A 15,805-nucleotide genomic window follows, 5' to 3' on the forward strand; every position below is an offset into this window, starting at 1 on the left:
CTGCATTGTAAGGCGGCGGGCATGGGTCTTCGGGCCACCGGTATCAATCGTAAGGCACCGTGAAGATCAGGTCCACGCCGCTTTGCTCGCCGGTCTGTGCGCGCAGCGTGAAGCGCTTGGACAGGTCGTAGAACACGTAGAACGTGCCCAGCGTGCCGGCCAGGCTGCGCTCGTAGGCGACGTAAAAATTGCGTGAAAAGCGCTTGCCCAGCGTGACGGCGGCGGCGCTGGTGGTGCCGTCGGCCAATGTGCTGGAGCCACGGAAACTCAGCTCGTCCAGGCCCAGGGCCTCGGCCAGGCCACCGGTCAGGCCCTTGCCGTTGCCGCCCAGCAGCGCCAGCGCGGCCTGTTGCAGCACCACGGCCTCGGTGCCGCCGCTGGCGGCGTTGCGGCCGAGCACCAGCCAGGCCAGTTTTTCGGCCTCCGGCAGGTCGGGCTCGGCATACAGCCGCACCTTGGGTGACAGCACGGTGCCGGTGATCTGCACGCCCACACGCTGCGTGATGTTGGGGCGTATGGCCAGGATGTCCAGCGTGGGGTTGTAATACGTGCCGGTGAAGCGCAGCACGCCTTCTTCAATGTCCAGCTGCTGGCCGTAGGCCTTGTAGGTGCCGCGCTCGGTGCGCACCTCGCCGCGCAGCGTGGGGTTGCTGGGGGTGCCGGGCACGGCGGCATCGGCCAGCGTCAGCGTGCCGGCCAGGCGGGTGCTCAGGCCCCGGCCCTGCACCTGGAAGTTGGGGCCCAGGTCCAGCGTGATCTGCACGTCGCTGCTCAGCGTGGCGGGCGCGGCCTTGGGCGCGGGGGTGGGGTCGGCGGTGGCTTTGCCGGCGGCAGTGGTGGGGGTGCCGCGCACCACCACGTCGTCGCCCAGGCTGGGGGTGTTCTCGCTGGGCAGGATGAACAAGGCCTCGTCGGCCTTCAGGCCGCCGCGCACCTGCAGCTTGTTGTCGGCCAGACTGGCCTGCAACTTGCCGGACAGCGCCAGCCGCTGGTCGGCGCGGGTGGTGACGCGCAGCGCCTGGGCATTGGCGTCCAGCGCGATGCGGATGTTGGACAACAGGCTAGCGCCCGGCGCGGCGCCCTGGGCTGGTGCCTGCCACTGGGCAAAGCCGCTCAAGTTGAGTTGCCCACCCTTGCCAGCGTTGACGCCGCTGTTGGCGCCTTGCAGGCTGAACTCTTCCAGCTCCAGCCGTTGGCCGTTCAGGCGGCTGCGCAGCTTTCCGTTGCTCAACTCGATGCCCTGGACCACGGCGCGCAGCGCCAGATCGTCGGCGTTCAGCGTGCCGCGCCACTGCGGGTTCTCACGCGTGCCCTGCACCGTCAGCGCGGCATCCAGCGTGCCGCGTATGCGCCAGCCCGGCGGCGCCAGCACCGACCACACGCCCACCTTGGGCAGCGCGGCGCGCAGGTTGCCGCTCAGCGGCGCGTCAAGGGGCCAGGTCCATTGGCCGTCGCTGGAGGCCACGCGGGTGCTGATGTCGGCCTGGGCCGTGCCGGCGCGTTCGCTGTCCCAGTTGGCCTTCAGCTGCACGGCATCGTTTTGCACGCTCAGGCTGATGCGGGCTTCGCGTATGCCGGCGCTGATGCTGCTGTCGGCGCCGGCACGGGCGGCGGCGCTGTCGTCGGTTTGCAGCCTGATGTCGCCGCTGCGGCGGGCCAGCGTGGCTTGCAGTTGCAGCTTGTCGGCCAGCGTCAGGTCCCAGTCGCCATCCAGCAGCACGTCGCCGCGCAGGCCCATGTTGGCCAGCGGCGTGTTGCCCAGCAGTTCCAGCCAGGGCAGCGGCAGGGCCTTGAGCTGGCCCTTGCTTTGCAGCGTGGTTTGCGCGCCGTCGCGCCGCCATTGCGCGGGCGACCAGGCCAGCGTGGCGCTGCCGGGGCGTGGGCCGGTCAGCAGCAGTTCACCGGCTTGGGCGGCAAAGCTGGCGCCGCTGGGGGTGGGTGTGTAGCGCCAGTCCACCGGCGCGCGCAGTTGGGCGTTCCAGGCGTTGCCGCCTTGCTGCTTGTCTTGCGCTTGCAGCGCGAGGGCTTGCAGCCGGCCTTGCCAGTTGCTGCCCTGGGCTTCGCGCCCGCCGCTGAGCTGCGTGCGCAGGCTGAATTTGCCGGTCGGCGTCTCGGCCTGGGTGCTGGCGCTCAGCTGCAGCGCGGCCAGCGTGCCGGACAGTTGGGCTTTCAGCTCGCGCAGGTGCGTCGCGCTGCTGGCGTCTCCACCCCAGTCCAGCGTGGGCCAATTCAGCGTGGCTTGCACGCTGGCGGGTGTGCCGCTGCTGCGCCCACCAGTGCCCTGCTGCCAGCCGCCTTGCCACTGCGCGGTCAGGGTGCCCTGGCCTTGCAGCGGTGTGCGGGTGACGGTGACGGGCATGCCGGGCAGCGTGGCCAGCCAGCGCTGGGCCAGTGCGGCGTTGGCCACCGTCAGCGACAGGTCGCCGCCGCCATCCGCCGCAGCGAGTTTGCCTTTGGCGGACGCACTGGTGCCAGGCGCCGTGAGCTGCAGCGCCCCCTGCACGCTCAGCGGGCCGCTGGTTTGCAGCGCCAGCTGACCTTGCAGTGTGGCGTCGGTGGTTTGCAGGTTCAGGGTGCGCAGGTTCAGGGTGCCGGCGCTGTAGCTGCCCTGGGCGCTGGCGCTCTTCAGGCGCAGGCCTTGCAGGGCCGAGGTGGCGGGCTGCTGTGCCGCTGGTTGCAGTTGCGCTTCAAACTCTACCGCGCTGGCGCTCTTCGCAGTGCTGTGGGCACTGGCGCTGCCGTCCACCCGCGCCTGGGCCAGCTTGGTGTGCAGTGCGTGCGGGTCGATGTTGCGCAGCTTGGCCTGGCCAGTCCACAGCAGGTCTTGCACGCGGCCCGTCAGTTGCACCTGGCCACCGGCCATGCTGGCGGTCAGTGTTTCGATGTTCCACGCCTCGGCCTGGTACAGCGCGCGCGCCTGCAGGCTGTCCACCGGCAGGCGGCCCTGGTCCCAGGCGCCGGCCAGCGTGTTGCGCAGGTCGGCCTGTGCAGCCCAGGCCTGCTGCGGCTGGGGCTGCACCTGCACCGTACCGGACAGGCGGGTGTGCGGGGCCTGCGGCCACACCAGCGCGAGGTCGAACTGCTCGAACTGCGCCTGGGCTTGCACCAGGGGCTGCATGGCCCAGGGCTGGATGCGGGCCGTGAGTGTGGCTTGCAGCCATTGAAGTGCTGTCTGGGGGCTCGCCCTGGCTTGCGCAGGCTTTGCGGACGTAGAGCCTGATGCGGCTTTTGCAGGCTGCGATGCAGCCGGACTTGTGGGTGGCGCTGTTTGCAACTGCGCCTGCACCACCAGTTCAGCCGCCTTACCAGCCAGCGGGCCCTTGGCGCTGGCCTGGGCCGTCAGCGGCCAGGATGCCGCGCTGCCGGGTACCTGCGCCGTCAACTGCGCCTGCAACTGGGCGTCCAGCGCCATGGGCGCGTGCGCACCCAGCGTGGCTGTGCCGTGGTACTGGCCGGCGGCGTAGCGGGCGCTGTCCAGCCGCAGCTTGTGCTGCTGGCCGGTGTATTGGTAGCGGCCGGCCAGTTGGCTGGCTTGCAGCAGCGGCGGGCCTTGCCATTGCAACTGCGCCACGCTGAAGGAGATGTCCATCGTCAGCGGCAGCACCAGCTCGTTCAGCACGTCGCTGTTGGGGGCGCGTTGGTCGGTGATGGTGAGTTGCTGCACCTTCACCTGGTCCAGTTGCAGCAGGCGGTCCAGCAGCGCGGCGGGGCGCCAGGCCAGCTCCACCTGGTGCGCGTCCACTACCAGGCCCTTGGCGTCGTAGCGCAAATGGTCGATGTGGCCGCCCTGGCGCAGCGAGCCGCGCACGCCTTCGGCCTGCAGCACATAACCTTCGGGCAGGTAGCCGTTGGCGCGTGCCATCACGGTGGCCAGGGAGGTGTCGCTGTTGACCCACAGCAACACCGCTATCAAAAACAGAGCGATCAGCAACAGCGGTGTGCCCAGCAGCCAGGCCAGCCAGCGCAGCCAGCGGCGCCGGCGCTTGGGCAGGGCTGCGGCGGCGGTGGGCGTGTCGTCGCTTGCGGCCATCAGAAGCTGAACCCCACGCTCAAGTGCAGGCGAAAGCGCCGCTCGGCCACGCCATAGGCCACGTCCATCTGCAGCGGGCCCACCGGGCTCTTCCAACGCACACCGGTGCCGATGCCGACCTTGGTGTGCAGTTGCCGCACCTCGTCGGCCACGGCGCCGGCGTCGATGAACACGGTCTGCTCCCACTGGCTGTAGTCGTTGTTGATCTTGATCGGCCGTTGCCACTCCAGGCTGCCCACCGCCAGGTAGCGGCCGGCGGACACCAGCCCGGTGGCCCCGGTGGTGCCAATGCTGTTGAAAGCGTAGCCACGCACCGAGGCGTCGCCACCGGCCAGAAACAGTTGCGTGTCGGGCAGGTTGGCGTCTTCGCGGGCCAGCACGGCGCCGGCTTCCAGCCGCAGCGCCAGGCGGCCGGGCTTGAAAGCGTCGGGCGAGCTGTCATCCCCCTTGGCCAAGGGGTAAAAACCCAGCCAACGGCCGCGTGCGCGCACGAACGGCTGGCGGTCGCTGCCCAACGTGCTGCCGCCGCCCAGCTCGATGCTCAGGCCGTGGCCGCTGGCGGGGAAGGGCATGCTGTCGAAACGCCGGTTGGTCCAGGCGTAGTTGACGCTGAGCGCGCTGGCGTCCGGCACGCCGGGCTCGGTGGTGTTGGCGCGCTCGTACTGCAGGTAGTAGGCGCGGTCGTACTTGTCGTCGCTCTGGCTGCGGCCCCAGCGCAAGCGCTGGCTCAGCAGCTTGAAGCTGCCGGCGGTTTCGCGCTGCGCCAGCGCAGAGGTGACCCAGCGCCAGTTGTCGTCGTCCAGCGGCGCGCGCAGCTCGGTACCCAGGGATTGCGTGGCACGGTCCAGTGAGAGTTTGCTCAAGGCGGACCAGCCCAGCCAAGGCAACTGGCGGTGCGTGTGCTCCACCGACACGCGCGGCCCGCTGTCGGTGCTGGCGCCCACGCCCAGCACGATCTTCTGCCGCCGCGCCTCGCGCAGTTGCACCAGCACCGGGGCGCTCTTGGGATCGCCTTCGGTGTCCAGCGTGACGAAGGCGGCGTCGAAGTAACCGCTGTCGGACAGCCGCTGCTGGGCTTGCAGCATCTCGGTCTGGTCGTAGTCGGCGCCGGGCTGCAGGCGTGCGATGCGCGCCACTGCAGTGGGGCTGTAGTTCTGCAGGCCGGTGATCTGCAAGGCACCCAGCCTGTAGACCGGTCCGCTGTCCAGTGTGACGGTGAGCACGGCGGTGCGTGCCAGTGGGTCTACCTCGGCCCGGCTCAGCAGCACCTGGCCCTTGGGGAAGTGTTTGATGGTCAGCAGGCGCAGCGCCTCGGTCTTGGACTCGTCCCAGGCCGCCTGGGTGAACACCATGCCGGTGCGCAGTCGCCAGCCATTGCGTATGGCGCGGCGTTGCGGCTCCAGCGCGGCATCGCTGGAGATGGGGCCGGAAAAATTGATGACCACCTCGCTGATGCGGGTGGGCTCGCCGGGGCGGATGACGCCGGTGACGAGGCGCAGCGCCCCGGGATTGTTGGGCGTGTCGCGCTGGCTGAACGTGACCTCGGGTGAAAAATAGCCCAGCGTGCCCAGCAGCTCGCGTGTGTCGTGCTCGGCCACCGTCAGCAGGCGGGCCAGCTCGTTGCTGTCCAGGTCGGTCACCGCGCTGTAGCGCTGCAAGTCCAGGTGGCGCTCCAGGTAGGGGCGCACATTGTCGGGGGCCTGGATTTCGAGCTTGAAGGCGTCGGGCGCCGCAGAGGCGCCAGGGGCGGCAATTTGTGCCCGTGCCGGGGCCAAGCCGAGGGCCAACGCACATACCACCAACGCGCCCAGCAGGTGGGCCAGCCTACTCCCCGAGCGCCATGTCATGCGGCCTATTTTGACAGCAGGCGCATGGCCTCCTCAAGTCCCTTGATAGTCAAGGGGTACATGCGCTGGTTCATCAGCTGTTGCACCACGCTGATGCTCTGGCGGTATTGCCACACGCCTTGCGGCTCGGGATTGATCCAGACGAACTTGGGAAACGCATTGGTAAGCCTTTGCAACCACTCGGCACCGGCCTCTTCGTTGTTGTATTCCACGCTGCCGCCGGGCTGCAAGATCTCGTAGGGGCTCATGGTGGCGTCGCCGACGAAGACCAGCTTGTAGTCCTTGTTGTACTTGCGGATGATGTCCCAGGTGGCAAACTTTTCGCTGAAGCGGCGGCGGTTGTTCTTCCACATGAAGTCGTACACGCAGTTGTGGAAGTAATAGAACTCCATGTGCTTGAACTCGGTCTTGGTGGCCGAGAACAGCTCTTCCACGCGGGCAATGTGCTCGTCCATGGTGCCGCCCACGTCCATCAGCAGCAGCACCTTCACGTTGTTGTGGCGCTCGGGCACCATCTTGATGTCCAGGTAGCCGGCGTTGGCGGCCGTGGACCGGATGGTGTCGTCCAGGTCCAGCTCTTCCTCGTGGCCTTCGCGGGCGAACTTGCGCAGCCGGCGCAGCGCGATCTTGATGTTGCGCGTGCCCAGTTCCTGCGAGTCGTCGTAGTCCTTGTAGGCGCGTTGGTCCCACACCTTCACCGCGCTCTTGTTGCGGCTCTTCTCCTGGCCAATGCGTATGCCCTGCGGGTTGAAGCCGTTGGCGCCAAAGGGCGAGGTGCCGCCGGTGCCAATCCACTTGCTGCCGCCTTCGTGCCGTTCCTTCTGCTCTTCGAAACGCTTTTTCAGCGTTTCCATCAGCTCGTCCCAGCCCATCTTGTCGATCTTGGCTTTTTCCTCGGGGCTGAGCTCCAGTTCCAGGTTCTTGCGCAGCCACTCCAGTGGCACGTCCTTGGTGAAGTCGGCGATCATCTCCACGCCCTTGAAATAGGCGGCAAAGGCGCGGTCGAACTTGTCGTAGTGCTTCTCGTCCTTCACCAACGCGGTGCGGCTGAGGTAGTAGAAATCGTCGATCTTGTAGCCACTGGTGGCTTCGCCGTCGGCACTGGGCTCGGTGTTGGGGCCGACCACGCCTTCCTTCAGCGCTTCCAGCAGCACCAGGTATTCCTTCACCGACACCGGCAGCTTGGCCGAACGCAGCGTATAGAAGAAGTCGATCAGCATGGGGGTCTCCTGGGTGTCCTGGGCCTCAGGCCCGGGGTTTGTCCAGCAAATACAGCAGTTGCGCCTTGATTTCCGGCCATTCGCCTGCCGTCACGCTGTACATCACGGTGTCACGGACCGTGCCGTCGCGGCGCAGCGCGTGGCTGCGAATCACGCCGTCCTTCTTGGCGCCCAGGCGCTCGATGGCCTTTTGGGACGCGTAGTTGAAGTTGTCGGTGCGCCAGCCCACCACCGGGCTGCCCAGCGTCTCGAAGGCATGCGTCATCAACAGCAGCTTGCACGTGGTGTTGACATGGGTGCGCTGGCAGCGCTTGGCATACCAGGTGTAGCCAATTTCCACCCGCTTCACGGCCGGAATGATGTCGTGGTAGCTGCTGCTGCCCAGCACGGTGCCGCTGGCCTCGTCCAGCACCGCAAAGGCAAAGCGGTTGCCGGCCTCGCGCATGGCCAGCGCGTCGGCGATGTACTTGCGGGTCTGGCCTGGCTCGGGCACCGAGGTGATGCGCAGGTTCCACAGCTCGCCATCAGCGGCGGCTTCGGCCAGCCCGGCCTCGTGCTCCAAGCCCAACGGCACCAATTGCACGCCGCGCGCGCTCAACACCACCGGTTGCACGAAACCCGTCATCGCTCAGCTTCCTTCTTTCTTCTGCAACACGGCGCGCAGGCGCCGGGCCACGAACACCCCCGCGCCGCTGCACAGGCCCATCAGCAGGATGCCGACCATGCTGGCATTGCTGTAGCCGGCGGCGAACGGGTCCACGCCCAATGCATGGGTCAGCCACAGGCCCAGCAGGCCGCCGCCAACGAAACCGGCGGCGTCGGTCAGGCCTTCGATCAGTGCTTTGTCCATGGCAGTTTTCCCGGCTCAACGGTTGTGGCGTTGCATGAACACCAGTTTTTCGAACAGCGTCACGTCTTGTTCATTCTTCAGCAGCGCGCCCACCAGCGGCGGCACGGCCACCTTGTCGTCCTTGCTGTGCAGCGTCTCCAGCGGGATGTCCTCGGCCACCAGCAGCTTCAGCCAGTCCAGCAGCTCGCTGGTGGAGGGCTTTTTCTTCAGGCCGGGCAGGTTGCGCACGTCGTAGAAGGTCTTCATCGCCGCCGTCAGCAGCTCCTTCTTCAGGTTGGGGAAGTGAACGTCCACAATGGACTTCATCGTTTCTGCGTCGGGAAACTTGATGTAGTGGAAGAAGCAGCGGCGCAGGAAGGCGTCGGGCAGCTCCTTCTCGTTGTTGGAGGTGATGAACACCAGCGGGCGGTGCTTCGCCTTGATCAGCTCGCGGGTCTCGTAGCAATAGAACTCCATGCGGTCGATTTCGCGCAACAGGTCGTTGGGAAACTCGATGTCGGCCTTGTCGATCTCGTCGATCAGCAGCGCCACCGGCTGTTCGGCGGTGAAGGCCTGCCACAGCACGCCCTTGACGATGTAGTTGTGGATGTCCTTGACGCGCTCGCCGCCGTCAATGTCGGACAATTGCGAATCCCGCAGCCGGCTGACGGCGTCGTACTCGTACAGGCCCTGCTGCGCCTTGGTGGTGGATTTGATGTGCCACTGCAGCAGCGGCAGGCCCAGCGACTGGGCCACTTCCTCGGCCAGCATGGTCTTGCCGGTGCCGGGTTCGCCCTTGACCAGCAGCGGCCGTTTCAGCGTGATGGAGGCGTTCACGGACAGCATCAGGTCCTGCGTCGCCACGTAGTTCTGGGTACCTTGGAATTTCATGTTGAGCGTGGGTTCGGGTGTGGCCGGGGCCGGGGGGTTGGGCGCCGATATAATCAACGGTTGATTTATACCAATCACGGGTTGATTGTCCTCGCAAAATGAACAAACTGCTGTTGTCCATCTCCGCCCTTGTTGTCGCTTGCGTGACGGCTGGCGCCGCCCATGCCCAGGATGTCAAGGGTGATGCCAAGGCCGGCGAGAAGAAAAACGCCATGTGCATAGGCTGCCACGGCATCAAGGGTTACCAGGCCAGCTTCCCCGAGGTCTACAAGGTGCCCATGATCTCCGGCCAGGGCGCCAAATACATCGTTGCCGCGCTGAACGCCTACAAAAAAGGCGACCGCAAGCACCCTACCATGCGCGGCATTGCCGATTCGCTGAGCGACCAGGACATGGCTGACCTGGCCGCCTACTACGAGTCCCATGGCCACCCCGCCGGCGCTGCCGAGCTGGCCGCCGCTCCGGAAGCCACCGGCAAGGCCGCCGAACTGGTGAAAAAGGGCGCCTGCGTGTCCTGCCACGGTGCCAGCTTCAGCAAGCCCATAGACCCCAGCTATCCCAAGATAGCCGGCCAGCATGCCGACTACCTGTTCGTGGCCCTGAAGGCCTACAAGGTCGACAACAACCCGCAAGTGGGCCGCTCCAACGGCGTCATGGGTGGCGTGGCCAAGCAGTTCTCCAACGCCGAGTTGAAGGAACTGGCCAACTACGTGCATTCATTGCCTACCGAGATGCACATCGTCCCGCAAGCCAAATTCCGTTGAAAAGCTGCTGACGGGAACTTTTTCCCCTCCCCATGGCAATATGCCAGGGAGGTTGAAGAAGAACGTTGGACAAGCCACTCCCCGGAGTGGCTTTTTTTTCGCCGCAATCCGTTCACGCCCCCGGATTCGTCAGTCACCGGCGTTTTCTGACGTTTCGTCGAAAAGCACATGACAGGGTCGTGTGTGGTGTTTAAGGTAGCGTCCGGGGTGTGCATGGCACACCCCTTTGAAGTGGATTTTTGGGCATGGCCCGCCCCTACAACAGCCAGAAAGAATTGACTCGCATGTTCTCCACCCTCGCTTTTGGCCCTGTCGGCCGCTCCCGCACCACGCGTCCCACGCTGAGGCTGCGCCCCACGGCCATCGCCCTGGCGCTGGTGGCGCTGGCTGCCGGTGCCGCCCAGGCGCAGGACGCCGCCGGCCCTGTGTTGGGAGACTCCGGAGCCCGCCCGGCACGCAACAACCTGGACCGGGTTGAGATCATCGGCCGTCAGAACGACACCGACCTGCGCCGCCGCTCGCAGGTGGCCAAGCAGGTCTATGGCCGTGAGGAACTGGACAAGTACGGCGACACCAACGTGGCCGACGTGATGAAGCGCCTGCCTGGCGTCACCATGGCTGGCAACTCGCCGCGCATGCGTGGGCTGGGCTCGGGCTACACGCTGCTGCTGATCAACGGCGACCCGGCGCCCCCCGGCTTCGCGCTGGACCAGCTGAGCCCGTCGCAGATCGAGCGCATCGAGATCACCAAGGGCCCCACCGCCGACCAGAGCGCGCAGGCGGTGGCAGGCACCATCAACATCATCATGAAGGAAGCGCCCAAGCAGTCGCAGCGCGACCTGCGCATCGGCGTGGGCTACAACGCCGAGCGGCCCACCTTCCAGGGCAACTTCACCTATGGCGAGAAGTACGGCGCGCTGTCGGTGTTGCTGCCGGTGTCGCTGTTCCAGTGGCGCGGCATGAACGAATTCGCCAACCACCGCTTCATGCCGGGGGTGGACGGTCAGTTTTCCGACGTCGTGCAGCGTGTCGAGCAGAACTTCTGGGGCCACGGCTTCAACTCGTCACCGCGCCTGACCTGGAAGGTCAGCGACGACGAGACCGTGTCGCTGCAAGGCTTCCTGCAGCGCGGCAACTGGAATGTGGACAGCGACTATGCCAACACCATCCAGGCTGGCCAGCCCAGCCTGGAAGATCCCGCCGAGGCCCATGGCACCTGGCAGAACGTGCGCTTCAACCTGCAATGGACCAATTACCTGAGCGCCGAGCGCCGCATCGAGATCAAGGCCGGCGTGGGTTCGTCCAAGGGCACGTTCAACAACCAGACTTTCCGCAACGGCAACCCGCAGCGCCATGCCTACCAGGACAACGGCGACATCAACCTGACGCAAGCCGGCAAGTTCACCCAGTTGCTCAATGAGCAACACAGCCTCACCGTGGGCTGGGACCTGGAGTGGCGCCGCCGTGACGAAAAACGCACCGTCACCGAGCTGGGCGTGCCGCAGTTGCCGGGTGTGGAAGGCCAGCCCTTCACCGCCCGCATCGACCGCAGCGCGCTGTTCGTGCAGGACGAGTGGGAGATCAACAAGCAGTGGTCCACTTACCTGGGCCTGCGTGGTGAGCGCATCCAGTCGCGCAGCCTGGGGGTGGACCTGAACGTGGACAACACCAGCAGCGTGGTGACTCCCTTGTGGCATGTCACCTACAAGCTGGACTCGGCCGGCCGCGACCTGATACGCGCCAGCCTGACGCGCAGCTACAAGGCGCCTGACCTGGGCACCATCATGGCGCGGCCGTCGCTGAGCGGTTTGTTCACCGACACCAGCAAGAGCAACACCGAGCTGTCGCCCGACCGCATTGGCAACCCCAACCTGCAGCCCGAACTGGCCACCGGGCTGGACGCCGCCTATGAGAAATACCTGCCGGGCGGTGGCATGTTCAGCATTGGCATGTTCTACCGCCATGTGAACAACCTGATACGCAGCGTCACCAGCCTGCAAAACGTAGCCTACGCCACGGCGCCGCGTTGGGTCTCCTCGCCCACCAACTTCTCCAGCGCGCAGACCGGCGGGCTGGAGCTGGAGGTCAAGGGCCGCGCTGGCGAGCTGATGCCTTCGCTGTTTGACCCCAAGCTGGGCCTGAACCTGCGCGCGTCGCTGAATTTCTACCGCTCCAATGTGGAAGCGCTGCCCGGCCCGAACAACCGGTTGGACAGCCAGCAGCCCTGGCAGGGCACGTTTGGTTTTGACCACCGCTTCACCGGCATGCCGCTGCTGATAGGCGGCACCATGACCTACACCCCCGGCTACCTGACGCAGCAGACCGCTTCTCAGACACTGGAAGCCAGCCGCTCGCGCGGGCTGGATGTGTACGCGCAGTGGACCTTCAGCCGCACGCTGTCCATGCGCCTGGCGGCCAACAACCTGGCGCCAGTGGACACCTGGTCGCAGACGTTGGTGGGCAGCGGCTACGGCAGCAACACCCAGCGCAGCGGCCGCACCAACTTCAACGCCGGATTGGAAATGAAGCTCTGATGGGTTGTTGCGGGGCCTGGCGCGGCCCCACACCGTTCACAGCGGGTGCGACACCAGCATGAAGTCCGGGTCCTCGGCGTAACGCTTGACGCCAAAGCCCAGGTTCTTCATCAGCCGCAGCATGCCGGCGTTGTGCGTCAGCACCAGGCCCACGATGTCGCTCAGGCCCTTGTCGCGCGCCACTTCCATGATGCTTTCCATCAGCCGCGAGCCCAGGCCCTGGCCGGCCATGCCGTCGGCCACCACCAGCGCAAACTCGCAACTGGTCTGGTCCGGGTTGGTGACGTAGCGCGACACACCCACGATGCGCTGGGTCTCCACGATGTCGCCGTCGGCCCCCGCGCTGCGCTCCTTCATCACCGCCACCAGCGCCATTTCGCGGTCGTAGTCGATCAGCGTGAAGCGCGCCAGCATGGTGGGTGGCAATTGGGCCATGGCTGAGACGAAGCGGAAGTAGCGGCTCTCGGGAGACAGGCCGGCCACCATCTGTTGCAGCATGGCGGCGTCGCTGGGTTGTATGGGCCTCACGGTGTATTCGCCGCCGCCGCGCAGCGGCCACTGTTGCTCATAACGGGCCGGGTAGGGCAGGATGGCCAGGTGCTGGTAGCTGCCGGTGCGGCTGCCTTCGGATTGCGGCGCGTTGTCGACGACGATGCGCGCGTCCACCGCCACAGCGCCGTGCTCGTCCAGGATCAGCGGGTTGATGTCCATCTCGCGCAGCTGTGGCAGCTCGCACACCATCTCGGACACGCGCAGCAGCACCTGCTCCAACGCGCCCATGTCCACAGCCGATGCACCACGCCACTCGCCCAGCGTCTCGGCCACGCGGGCGCGCTCCACCAACCGGTGCGCCAGGAACTGGTTCAGCGGTGGCAACTCCATCGCCCGGTCGTTGATCAGCTCTATCATCACGCCGCCAGCGCCGAACACGATCACCGGACCAAAGGGCTGGTCGGTCACCATGCCTATGTACACCTCACGCCCGCGCCGAGCGCCGGCCATGCGCTGCACGGTGACGCCGTTGATGTGCGCCTGCGGCGCCAGCCGCGCCACGCGCTCCATCATGTCGTTGAAGTTGTCACGCGCGCTGGCGCCGTTCATCACGTTCAGCGCCACACCCTGCACGTCGGACTTGTGGGGGATATCGGGCGAATCGATCTTCAGCGCCACCGGAAAGCCCAGCTGGGTGGCGATCAGCATGGCCTCGCTGGCGCTGCGCGCCAACAGCGTCTGCGTCACCGGGATATGGAAGGCCGCCAACAGGGTCTTCGATTCCATCTCGGTCAGCACCTTGCGCCGCTCGGCCAGCACGCTCTCGATCACCAGCCGCGCGCCCTCGATGTCGGCGCGCGCCAGTGTGGACTGGGGCGAGGGCGTCTGTTGCAGCAGCAACTGGTTCTGGTGGAAGGAGGCGATGTTGCCAAACGCCCCCACCGCCGCTTCCGGCGTGCGAAAGCTGGGAATGGCGGCCTGGTTCAGCACCCCGCGCGCCGGCACCACCGCGCTGTCGCCCATCCAGCAGGCCAGCAGTGGTTTGGTCATGGCAGACTTCAACTCGGCCAGTGCGGTGGCCACGGCGCCGCCGTCACAGCCGGCCTTGGGGGAGAAGATGGCCAGCACACCATCCACCTGGCGGTCCTGGGCAGCGGCCTGCACGGCGGCGCTGTAGTGCGCCGGCCCAGCGTCTTCCGACAAGTCCAACAGGTCACTGAGCGAGGCCAGCGGCGGCACCTGCGGTGCCAGCGCGTCGCGCGCGGCCGGGCTGAGCTGGCCCAGCGTCAAGCCGATCTCGTTGACCCAGTCTGCCGCCAGCACGCCCGGGCCGCCGCCGTTGGTCACCACCGCCAGCCGCTTGCCCACTGGCCGGTAGCGCGAGGCCAGGCACTTGGCAGCCGAGAACATCTCCACAAAGGAGCGCACACGCACCGCGCCGGCGCGGCGCAAGGCGGCGTCGAACACCTCGTCGCTGCCCACGATGGCGGCGCTGTGCGTCTGCGCCGCGGCATGGCCGGCCGGCTTGCGCCCGGCTTTCAGCACCACCACCGGCTTGACGTGGGCCGCCGAGCGCAGTGCGCTCATGAAACGGCGCGCGCTGGCAATGCCTTCCAGGTAGACCAGGATGCTCTGTGTCTGCGCGTCGCTGGCCAAAAAGTCCAGCACCTGTGCCAGGTCCAGCGCGGTGTGCGGCCCCAAAGACACCACCTGCGAGAAGCCCACCGCGTTGTTACTGGCCCAATCCAGCATGGATGAGGTCAGCGCGCCGGACTGCGACACCAGTGCCAGTGGCCCAGGTCGGGCCAGTTGGGGAATGGTGCTGGCATTGAGCTGCAGGCGCGGACTCTGGAAGCCCAGGCTGTTGGGCCCCAGCAGGTGCATGCCCTCGCGGCGGGCAATGCGTGCCAGCTCGGCGGCGGCGTCGGCCGGCATGCCGCTGGACAGCACCAGCGCGGCCTTGCAGGCCATGCGGGCGGCCAGGTCCAGCGCTGCCGGCGCCTCGCCCGGCGGCAGCGCGATGATGGCCAGATCGGCCTTGGCCTGCGCCAGGTCGGCCAGCGTGCCGCTGGTGTTGCGGATGTCCAGAAATGTCAGCGTGCCGCTGTAGTGCTGCGCGCGCAGTGCCTGCACCAGCGCGCGCGCGGCAGGGATCTGCCCGTCGCCGCCAGGCTCTGTATCGGCCGCACCGGCAAACACCGCAATGGATTCCGGCAGAAACAGGGGGGTCAGGTAGTGTTTGTCCATGGCTGTTTCAGCTTGCGCTGGACCTCAGTCCGCGCCAATCAGTACCTTTATGTGCGCACTCACGCTGCGTGCCAGCGCACTCAGAGCATAGCCGCCTTCCAGGCAGGACACCACGCGACCCTGGCAGTGGCGGCGTGCCACCGCCATGATTTGCTGGGTGACCCATTCATAGTCCGCTTCCACCAGAGCCAGGTTGCCCATGTCGTCCTCGCGATGGCCGTCGAAGCCGGCTGAGATGAACACCAATTCTGGCTTAAATCCGTCCAGCGCGGGCAACCAATGCTGGGTGACCGCCTCGCGGAAAGGCCCGCTGCCTGAACGCGATGGCAACCCGACGTTGACCATATTGGCGCTGCGTGGCGTGTCGCCGCAAAACGGGTAGATGCCGCGTTCGAAGACAGAGCACATCAGCACATGCGGGTCATCATGAAGAATATCCTCACTGCCGTTGCCATGGTGCACGTCGAAATCCACCAACGCCACGCGCTTGAGCCCATGCTGACAGATGGCGTGGCGAATGCCCACAGCCACATTGTTGTAGAAACAAAAACCGCCGGCGGCCGAGCGTTCGGCATGGTGGCCCGGCGGGCGCACGCAGCAAAAGGCGTTGGGCGCCTGGCCAGTGAGCACCAGATCCACGGCCAGTACGGCGGCGCCGGCGGCACGTTGCGCTGCGTGCAGCGTGTGGCGGTTCAAGCTGGTGTCGGGGTCCACATGGTGGTAGCCCTCGAGTGGGGCCATTTGCATCAGTTGGCGCAGGTAAGTGGCAGTGTGTGTCCGGCCAAGTTGCTCGGGAGTGGCCAGCGGTGCGTCATAAGGCTGCATGTAGTCCAGCAGGCCCTTGGTCAGCAGCATGTCGGCGATGGCGGCCAGGCGGTCGGGGCACTCGGGGTGATGCACGCCCATTTCATGGCGGGCGCAGTCGGGGTGGGTGATGTAGGCTGTGAGCAC

10 protein-coding genes are annotated in these 15,805 nt (G+C 66.5%); 2 read left to right on the top strand and 8 right to left on the bottom strand.

The window, feature by feature from the left end; all coding sequences use genetic code 11:
* Positions 1-43: 43 nt before the first annotated feature.
* From AC1DX2_RS15875 to AC1DX2_RS15900, 6 genes are read right to left on the bottom strand one after another with little or no spacing between them, the layout of a single operon-like run.
* A complete protein-coding gene (locus AC1DX2_RS15875) occupies positions 44-4,030 on the bottom strand; it encodes a translocation/assembly module TamB domain-containing protein (RefSeq protein WP_477197323.1) in 3,987 nt (1,328 codons plus the stop codon).
* Positions 4,030-5,877: an autotransporter assembly complex protein TamA gene (locus AC1DX2_RS15880; RefSeq protein WP_477197324.1), complete on the bottom strand. Its 1,848-nt coding sequence runs from the start codon at positions 5,875-5,877 to the stop codon at positions 4,030-4,032. The genes AC1DX2_RS15875 and AC1DX2_RS15880 overlap by 1 nt, the downstream gene beginning before the upstream one ends.
* Before the next feature lie 5 nt (positions 5,878-5,882).
* Positions 5,883-7,097: a vWA domain-containing protein gene (locus AC1DX2_RS15885; RefSeq protein ID WP_477197325.1), complete on the bottom strand. Its 1,215-nt coding sequence runs from the start codon at positions 7,095-7,097 to the stop codon at positions 5,883-5,885.
* Between the two features lie 25 nt (positions 7,098-7,122).
* Positions 7,123-7,722, bottom strand: a complete 600-nt coding sequence (locus AC1DX2_RS15890; RefSeq protein WP_477197326.1) for a GNAT family N-acetyltransferase — start codon at positions 7,720-7,722, stop codon at positions 7,123-7,125.
* 3 nt (positions 7,723-7,725) lie between these two features.
* Positions 7,726-7,947, bottom strand: a complete 222-nt coding sequence (locus tag AC1DX2_RS15895) for a hypothetical protein (protein ID WP_477197327.1) — start codon at positions 7,945-7,947, stop codon at positions 7,726-7,728.
* 15 nt (positions 7,948-7,962) lie between these two features.
* The gene (locus AC1DX2_RS15900) at positions 7,963-8,817 is read right to left on the bottom strand and encodes an AAA family ATPase (protein WP_477197328.1); all 855 of its coding nucleotides are present in this window, start codon (positions 8,815-8,817) and stop codon (positions 7,963-7,965) included.
* A gap of 98 nt (positions 8,818-8,915) precedes the next feature.
* Here AC1DX2_RS15900 and AC1DX2_RS15905 point away from each other — a divergent pair, with 98 nt between their 5' ends.
* Positions 8,916-9,581, top strand: coding sequence for a c-type cytochrome (locus AC1DX2_RS15905; protein ID WP_477197329.1), 666 nt, complete (start codon positions 8,916-8,918; stop codon positions 9,579-9,581).
* A gap of 284 nt (positions 9,582-9,865) precedes the next feature.
* Positions 9,866-12,115, top strand: a complete 2,250-nt coding sequence (locus AC1DX2_RS15910) for a TonB-dependent receptor plug domain-containing protein (protein ID WP_477197330.1) — start codon at positions 9,866-9,868, stop codon at positions 12,113-12,115.
* A 36-nt stretch (positions 12,116-12,151) separates the two neighbouring features.
* On the opposite strand, the gene AC1DX2_RS15915 is transcribed toward AC1DX2_RS15910, so the two are convergent.
* Together AC1DX2_RS15915 and AC1DX2_RS15920 are read right to left on the bottom strand one after the other, a co-directional pair.
* On the bottom strand, positions 12,152-14,854 hold the full coding sequence (locus tag AC1DX2_RS15915; protein ID WP_477197331.1) for a bifunctional acetate--CoA ligase family protein/GNAT family N-acetyltransferase: 2,703 nt from the start codon (positions 14,852-14,854) through the stop codon (positions 12,152-12,154).
* A 24-nt stretch (positions 14,855-14,878) separates the two neighbouring features.
* Complete coding sequence (locus AC1DX2_RS15920) at positions 14,879-15,805, bottom strand: histone deacetylase family protein (protein WP_477197332.1); 927 nt, start codon at positions 15,803-15,805, stop codon at positions 14,879-14,881.

The organism is Hylemonella sp. P2_B10, from assembly GCF_056404875.1.

Bases quoted from the DNA above. Each gene is read 5' to 3' on its own strand.
- AC1DX2_RS15875 (WP_477197323.1), bottom strand. From the start codon at position 4,030: ATGGCCGCAAGCGACGACACGCCCACCGCCGCCGCAGCCCTGCCCAAG.
- AC1DX2_RS15880 (WP_477197324.1), bottom strand. From the start codon at position 5,877: ATGACATGGCGCTCGGGGAGTAGGCTGGCCCACCTGCTGGGCGCGTTG.
- AC1DX2_RS15885 (WP_477197325.1), bottom strand. From the start codon at position 7,097: ATGCTGATCGACTTCTTCTATACGCTGCGTTCGGCCAAGCTGCCGGTG.
- AC1DX2_RS15890 (WP_477197326.1), bottom strand. From the start codon at position 7,722: ATGACGGGTTTCGTGCAACCGGTGGTGTTGAGCGCGCGCGGCGTGCAA.
- AC1DX2_RS15895 (WP_477197327.1), bottom strand. From the start codon at position 7,947: ATGGACAAAGCACTGATCGAAGGCCTGACCGACGCCGCCGGTTTCGTT.
- AC1DX2_RS15900 (WP_477197328.1), bottom strand. From the start codon at position 8,817: ATGAAATTCCAAGGTACCCAGAACTACGTGGCGACGCAGGACCTGATG.
- AC1DX2_RS15905 (WP_477197329.1), top strand. From the start codon at position 8,916: ATGAACAAACTGCTGTTGTCCATCTCCGCCCTTGTTGTCGCTTGCGTG.
- AC1DX2_RS15910 (WP_477197330.1), top strand. From the start codon at position 9,866: ATGTTCTCCACCCTCGCTTTTGGCCCTGTCGGCCGCTCCCGCACCACG.
- AC1DX2_RS15915 (WP_477197331.1), bottom strand. From the start codon at position 14,854: ATGGACAAACACTACCTGACCCCCCTGTTTCTGCCGGAATCCATTGCG.